Annotated in this window: 8 protein-coding genes; all 8 read left to right on the forward strand. The window is 52.4% G+C overall.

Annotated features, from left to right (window positions below; translation table 11 throughout):
• Nucleotides 1-1,173, forward strand: a 1,173-nt coding sequence (locus JCM14374_RS12550) for a putative Ig domain-containing protein (RefSeq protein ID WP_207641634.1), incomplete at its 5' end; no start/stop codon positions are given.
• 58 nt (nt 1,174-1,231) lie between these two features.
• Nucleotides 1,232-1,927, forward strand: coding sequence for an RCC1 domain-containing protein (locus JCM14374_RS12555; RefSeq protein ID WP_054698064.1), 696 nt, complete (start codon nt 1,232-1,234; stop codon nt 1,925-1,927).
• Complete coding sequence (locus JCM14374_RS12560; RefSeq protein WP_054698067.1) at nt 1,906-2,892, forward strand: stalk domain-containing protein; 987 nt, start codon at nt 1,906-1,908, stop codon at nt 2,890-2,892. The genes JCM14374_RS12555 and JCM14374_RS12560 overlap by 22 nt, the downstream gene beginning before the upstream one ends.
• Nucleotides 2,893-2,963: 71 nt before the next feature.
• On the forward strand, nt 2,964-3,113 hold the full coding sequence (locus tag JCM14374_RS13690; protein WP_157049119.1) for a hypothetical protein: 150 nt from the start codon (nt 2,964-2,966) through the stop codon (nt 3,111-3,113).
• A gap of 148 nt (nt 3,114-3,261) precedes the next feature.
• Nucleotides 3,262-3,489 (forward strand): DUF2442 domain-containing protein, encoded by a 228-nt coding sequence (locus tag JCM14374_RS12565; protein WP_054698069.1) that lies wholly within the window; start codon nt 3,262-3,264, stop codon nt 3,487-3,489.
• Between the two features lie 53 nt (nt 3,490-3,542).
• A complete protein-coding gene (locus JCM14374_RS13695) occupies nt 3,543-3,725 on the forward strand; it encodes a hypothetical protein (RefSeq protein WP_157049120.1) in 183 nt (60 codons plus the stop codon).
• A 53-nt stretch (nt 3,726-3,778) separates the two neighbouring features.
• Entirely contained in the window at nt 3,779-4,657 is an 879-nt protein-coding gene (locus tag JCM14374_RS12570) for a hypothetical protein (protein WP_054698072.1), read from the forward strand.
• Nucleotides 4,658-4,692: 35 nt separating this feature from the next.
• Nucleotides 4,693-5,880, forward strand: a 1,188-nt coding sequence (locus JCM14374_RS12575; RefSeq protein ID WP_172674230.1) for a cadherin-like beta sandwich domain-containing protein, incomplete at its 3' end; no start/stop codon positions are given.

A 5,880-nucleotide genomic window follows, 5' to 3' on the forward strand; every position in this document is an offset into this window, starting at 1 on the left:
GGGAAGAAATGGGATTTTGCCAACGATATAGTGACGGAGGACATGACACTCTACGCATGGTGGGGTGTACGTCTAGAGTTATCCAGTGATTCGTCCATACACATACAGCGGCCTAGCTGGCCGTATATTACCGGGCCGGATACTATCGACCTTACGGAAGGCGACAGCAAAGACCAGGCGTATACCTTCGGCGGCTACCCGATGCCGACCTGCGGCATCAGCACGGATAAACCCAATACAGCCAACGCGACCTTTGCCGGGACTACGCTGACCATTCCGGCAGGCCTCAGTGCCGGCTCGTATGAAGTGACGCTTTTTGCCACCAATTCGGAAGGCACGAAAACCAAAACCATTACCGTGAACGTGAGCCCGGCCACGACTCCGACTTCGCCGACCATCGATGGGCCGGATACCATCGACCTTACGGAAGGCGACAGCAAAGACCAGGCGTATACCTTCGGCGGCTGCCCGATGCCGACCTGCGGCATCAGCACGGATAAACCCAATACAGCCAACGCGACCTTTGCCGGGACTACGCTGACCATTCCGGCAGGCCTCAGTGCCGGCTCGTATGAAGTAACACTTTATGCCACCAATTCGGAAGGCACGAAAACCAAAACCATTACCGTGAACGTGAGCCCGGCCGCGACTTCGCCGACCATCGATGGGCCGGATACTATCAATCTTCTGGAAGGCTATGGCAGCAAAGACCAGGCGTATACCTTCGGCGGCTCCCCGGCGCCGACCTACGGCATCAGCACGGATAAACCCAATACCGCCAACGCGACCTTTGCCGGGACTACGCTGACCATTCCGTCCGGCCTCAATGAAGGAACGTATACAGTTACGCTCACTGCAACCAATTCGGCCGGCACAATGCCCAAAACCATCACCGTGAATGTTTATCCCATGATAACAATCAACTTCGTCACAGATATAGAGTTTCGCCTGTCGAGTGATGATAATAAAATTGTTGCGTCCGGCGGTGCGGGAGGCCCATATACATTCACTCTCGCTTCGGGCGCCATGCCGGGCGAGCTTATTCTCAACAGTGACGGTACAATTACCGGTACGGCAGCCACGGGAGTTTATGCGCCTGTGACTGTGAGGGTAACAGATCGTCTCGGAAATTATATAACGACAAACGTACTGGCAGTTAAAGTTATCGATTAGAATTTCAGGTATTGACCAATATATTTAGTCCAATTCTAATCAAGCAGGAGGTATTTACATGCAAGGGAAGAAACTTATATCCGCTCTGATATGCACGGCTCTGTTCTTTTCATTGTTTTCTACAGCACAAGCGGCAGTTCCCGTAACAGGTATTCCCGTTTCAACCGGGGGGTCCGGCCATAGCCTTGCGATAATGAATGACGGAACGCTTTGGGGCTGGGGATATAATTATCAGTATCAGCTTGGCAACAGTACCGGCGACAACCTTGCCACACCTGTTAAAATCATGGATGACGCAGTATCCGTGGCAGCCGGGTCAATGCACAGCCTGGCGGTAAAATCCGACGGAAGCCTTTTGGGATGGGGCAGTAACACCTATGGGCAGCTCGGTTTAAGCCGGGAGGGGCAAACGTCTGATATGAACGGCTCCGTCAAGGAATATTACAGCGAAACGCCTAATAAAATCATGGACGGCGCGGCTTCGGTCGCGGCAAACGGTGTTTATTCCTATGTCATCAAGAATGACGGGACGCTTTGGGCCTTCGGGGGCGATAAGAAAAGCGGGGAGTATCTGATCGGCGACGGTACAGTGTCACAACCCAAACCCGTCAAAGTAATGGACAATGTTGTACTCGTTTCAGCCGGAGGGTCAAACATACTGGCGTTAAAAGCGGACGAAGCCTTTTCATGTGGGGAGACAACGCTTCCGGTGAAATTGGCGACGGGACAACAATGGCGCATACTAAGCCCGTAAAAGTTATGGACGAGGTAGTAACAGCAGCAGAGGGTACTTTTCATACGCTGGCGGTAAAAAAAGACGGTTCGCTCTGGGCATGGGGGAGCAACTATGGCGGAGGATTGGGTGACGGTACGAATAAAGACAGCACAGTGCCTGTAAAGATCATGGAGGATGTAGTTTCGGTCGCCGCAGGCACCTGTCACAGCCTGGCTATAAAAAAGGACGGCAGCCTTTGGTCATGGGGACAGGGGGTAAAAGGTTTCGCAGAAAAAAAAGGATATAATTGTACGCCTGAAAAAATACTGGATAATGTCGTTTATGTTTCCTCAAAGCAGCACACCAACTACGCAGTCAAAGCCGACGGCAGTTTATGGGCATGGGGTGACGAAATAAACCTGGGCAGCATCTATTCATCCCCCTTCCCGAGGGAAGCCATGAACAAGGTCAAAACGCCCTCACAGTTAAACCTGCTGCCTGCTTCATCTAAAACAACAGAAGCTATGAATAAGGCCGAAGCGCCCTCCTTGGCAGTAAAGCCCGCCGCAGGCAAGGTCTTAATGAACGGGAGAGCAATGACCCTTGAAGCTTATACCATCAATGACAACAACTACTTCAAACTCAGAGATATCGCCATGGCCTTAAACGGTACCGAAAAACAATTTGAAGTAAGCTGGGACGGGACCAACAACACTTTCAGCCTCACGGCCAATAAGGCGTACACGCCCGCCGGCGGAGAACTATCAGTATCAGAAACGCCAATCCAAAAGGCAGCGGTAATAACCGGCTCAAGAATATATCTGGACGGCCGGGAGATTCAGCTTGCTGCATACAACATAGGCGGGTATAACTATTTCAAGCTGCGGGATATTGCCAAAGCTCTTGATTTCAGTGTGGCCTGGGATGAAAAAACAGGTACAATCAGTATTGATACCTCCAAAACATATGATGCAGAAGCGGGCAGCGGAACAACAGGAGATTAAAAAATATACCGTTCGGTAGATACCGGAATCAAAAATCATCCTCCATACTTATTAGTATGGGGGATTTTTTAATGTGCAGGAAAGTATACTTTCCGTTAGGTTTGTGGATAAGTGTTAACGAGGCGCGGCAGGCCGCTCCAGGGGGTATCGCCAGCGGCAGCGCCGCCGCCCTGTCATTGCTGCAAAACCGGCGAAAGATTGCTTCGCTGTGCTCGCAATGACACAATAAAGGATTACCTTCGGGAACAACCTTACTGTCGTTGCGAGGAGCACAGCGACGCGTCAATCTAAAACGATAACCATGATCGCCCGGAAGGCGGATTCGTTCTGCCCGAAACGTCCTCCAAATCCGGAAGGGGGTTTCACTGGATGAGTAATATACTCAAGGTTACGCCCAATGATGACTATACCCTGCTGGTGGAATTCGAGCGCGGCAACAAGATCATCTTCAATATGAAAGAGCTGATCAGGACCCTGCCTTTCTCCAGTCTGGAAGATTTAAGCCGCTTCAAGGATTTCACGCTGGAGGAAAAGGCCATATGCTGGCCCGGGCCGGTCCCGGGCGAAACAAGCATCATACCTCTGCTGCCGGGATGATAGCCCTGATATAACTATCCGATGAAATTTGACTGCATAAAGAGAGAAGAGGAGTGAGTAAAATGATCCTGACGCCCGGAACCAACCTGAAAAAGAAAATTCTGACCCTGCTATTGGCAGCGTTGCTGCTGTTCAGCCCTATTGCGCCGGGAAAAGCCCTCGCCGTCAACTCACTGACCGGGGCAACGCTGATCCGATCCGGTGACACTTTGATAGCAGATGGAACTACCAGCTGAGTAACGGTTATAAAGGCATAATCACGATTGTCCCCATCGCTTCTAAAGTAAAGGTGATTGGCTCTCCAGACGGCAAGACGCTGGCGGAGGTCAGCATTGTCATCGCCCCCAGGTCCAGGCCATTTGAACTTACCGTTGAGAACCTGAAACTCAGCGCGCCGGAGGGCAAATCCGCCATCGATTTTGGCAATGTGCCGGGCATCAACTATGACATTTGGCCCTTTAACAAAAGCAACGCTGACCAGCCCGCGCCTTACTCCCGTACGGACAAGCTGCTCGTCAGCGGCGTTTGCAGTCTGACCGGCGGCAGCGGGGGAGCCGGCGTACGTGTGGGTGACGGGGTACATTTGATTATTGATAAGGCAGCCAGCCTAAGCGACGCCAACGCCTGCCTGTCGGCCCTGGGTGGTGAAAAGGGTCCCGGTATCGGCGGAAACTCAGGATTTTTCAGCGGTTCTGTGAGCATTAACGGCGGCACTATTACCGCTACCGGCGGCTCCAACGGGGTAGGCCTCGGCGATCTGACCGGCGCCGTTACCATAAATGGCGGCGAGGTTACGGCCATAAGCCATGCAAAACACTGCCCGGGAATCGGCAATAGAGGTAATTTGGGAGGCATGTGGCTGAATGGACCTTCCTCAGTGCAACAACTTGCGGGAAACAGATCTTTGATTTTACCGGGAGAAACCATTGTTATCAACGGTGGCTCCGTTACAGCATCTGCCGACAACTACCCCGGTATATCCGCTATGAGCGGAATGAAGTATTATAGTTTTTCTTCCAAATTAACTGATTATCGACAGAATTTCTTAGGCAGACTGACCATCAACGGCGGTAAGGTTACAGCCCGCGGAAGCTCTGCAGATTATATAGATAACGCGGCTATCCAGGCAGCCGAATCGAGATCAACGGTGGAACCGTCAGCGCCATAAACGACCGGGGCGCCGGCTTAAGCGGAGTTTCCGCCGTGATCAACGGCGGCTTGGTGTTCGCCGTGGGCAACGCGCCTGTTGATTTATATCCAGACTTGTCCCCTTCTAAGATTCTGGGTGATCAGATAGATGAGATGACTAAAGCCTTGGCCGAAGGAGGAGCTCCGGAGGAGGCTGCAGAAGCCTTAGGTCAAGTCTTATCCTCTGGCCTTGGTATCCTTGATAGCCTATTTTCTTCCTCCGCCAAAGAAGAAGGGGGCGGCTCCGGCATTGTAGTCTTTCCAGGCGACAGCCTGACCATCAAGGACGGGATCGTAGTCGCCCAGGGCGGACCTGATTCAGCCGGTATCGGCAGGACCGGTATGGGATCATTGAAAGCAATTTACAGCATGTTTGGCGGCGGAAACATAGACCTTACTCCCGGACCAATCACCATCAGCGGCGGCTCCGTTTTTGCCACAGGCGGCAAAGACGCGGCAGGCCTGGGGGGCGGCGGGAAAATTTACGTCGATGGCAGACCCACGGTAATTGCAACCCGGGGCGGTGACACAGCCAAGGACGTTTGGGCCGAGCTTATTCAAGAACGTTCTTCTCTCGCTTGGTGCAGTTATCTCAGACTGGAAGTCAAAGATAAGAACAGCGGTAAACCCCTGGCGGGCAAAAAAGTAACCGTCGCAGGAGTACCCTATTTCAGCAATATGGATGGTGTAATCGGCTGCTTCGTACCCCGGCCGTTTTTGCTAAGTCGCGGATACGGTCCTATCAAGATTTCGGCAATAGCCCTCGCCCCTCCAGGTTTTCCGGGTGGATCCACGGAAATCACTTCCCAGGAAAATAGTATAAGGGCGACCATTGAACTGGATTTCCCCCTGAAGAATATAACCCTGCAAGGAGTAAGCGGCGATAGTTCCGCTGACATACCCCTGCAGCTCACTCCGGCCTTCGACCCGCTGCAGACAAACTACGCCCTGTATGTAGAAAACAGCGTCAAAAGCGTGAAAGTAACCCCAGAAAAAGTGGCCGGCGATGCTGTTACAACCGTTCAGGTTAATGGTACCGCGGTGAAAGCGGGAGAAGCAGCCGAAGTCCCCCTGCAGTTCGGCGAAAACAACATCCTGGTGACGGTATCCCTTCCGGCTGAGGAGTGGGCTCCCGGAGCGACTCCCGTACAAAAACAGTACTCGATTAAAGTCAACCGGGCCAATATGAAAATCACACCGAAG

The sequence above is a fragment of the Syntrophomonas palmitatica JCM 14374 genome (genome assembly GCF_001311885.1).
In the GTDB taxonomy this organism is placed as follows: Bacteria; Bacillota; Syntrophomonadia; order Syntrophomonadales; family Syntrophomonadaceae; genus Syntrophomonas_A; species Syntrophomonas_A palmitatica.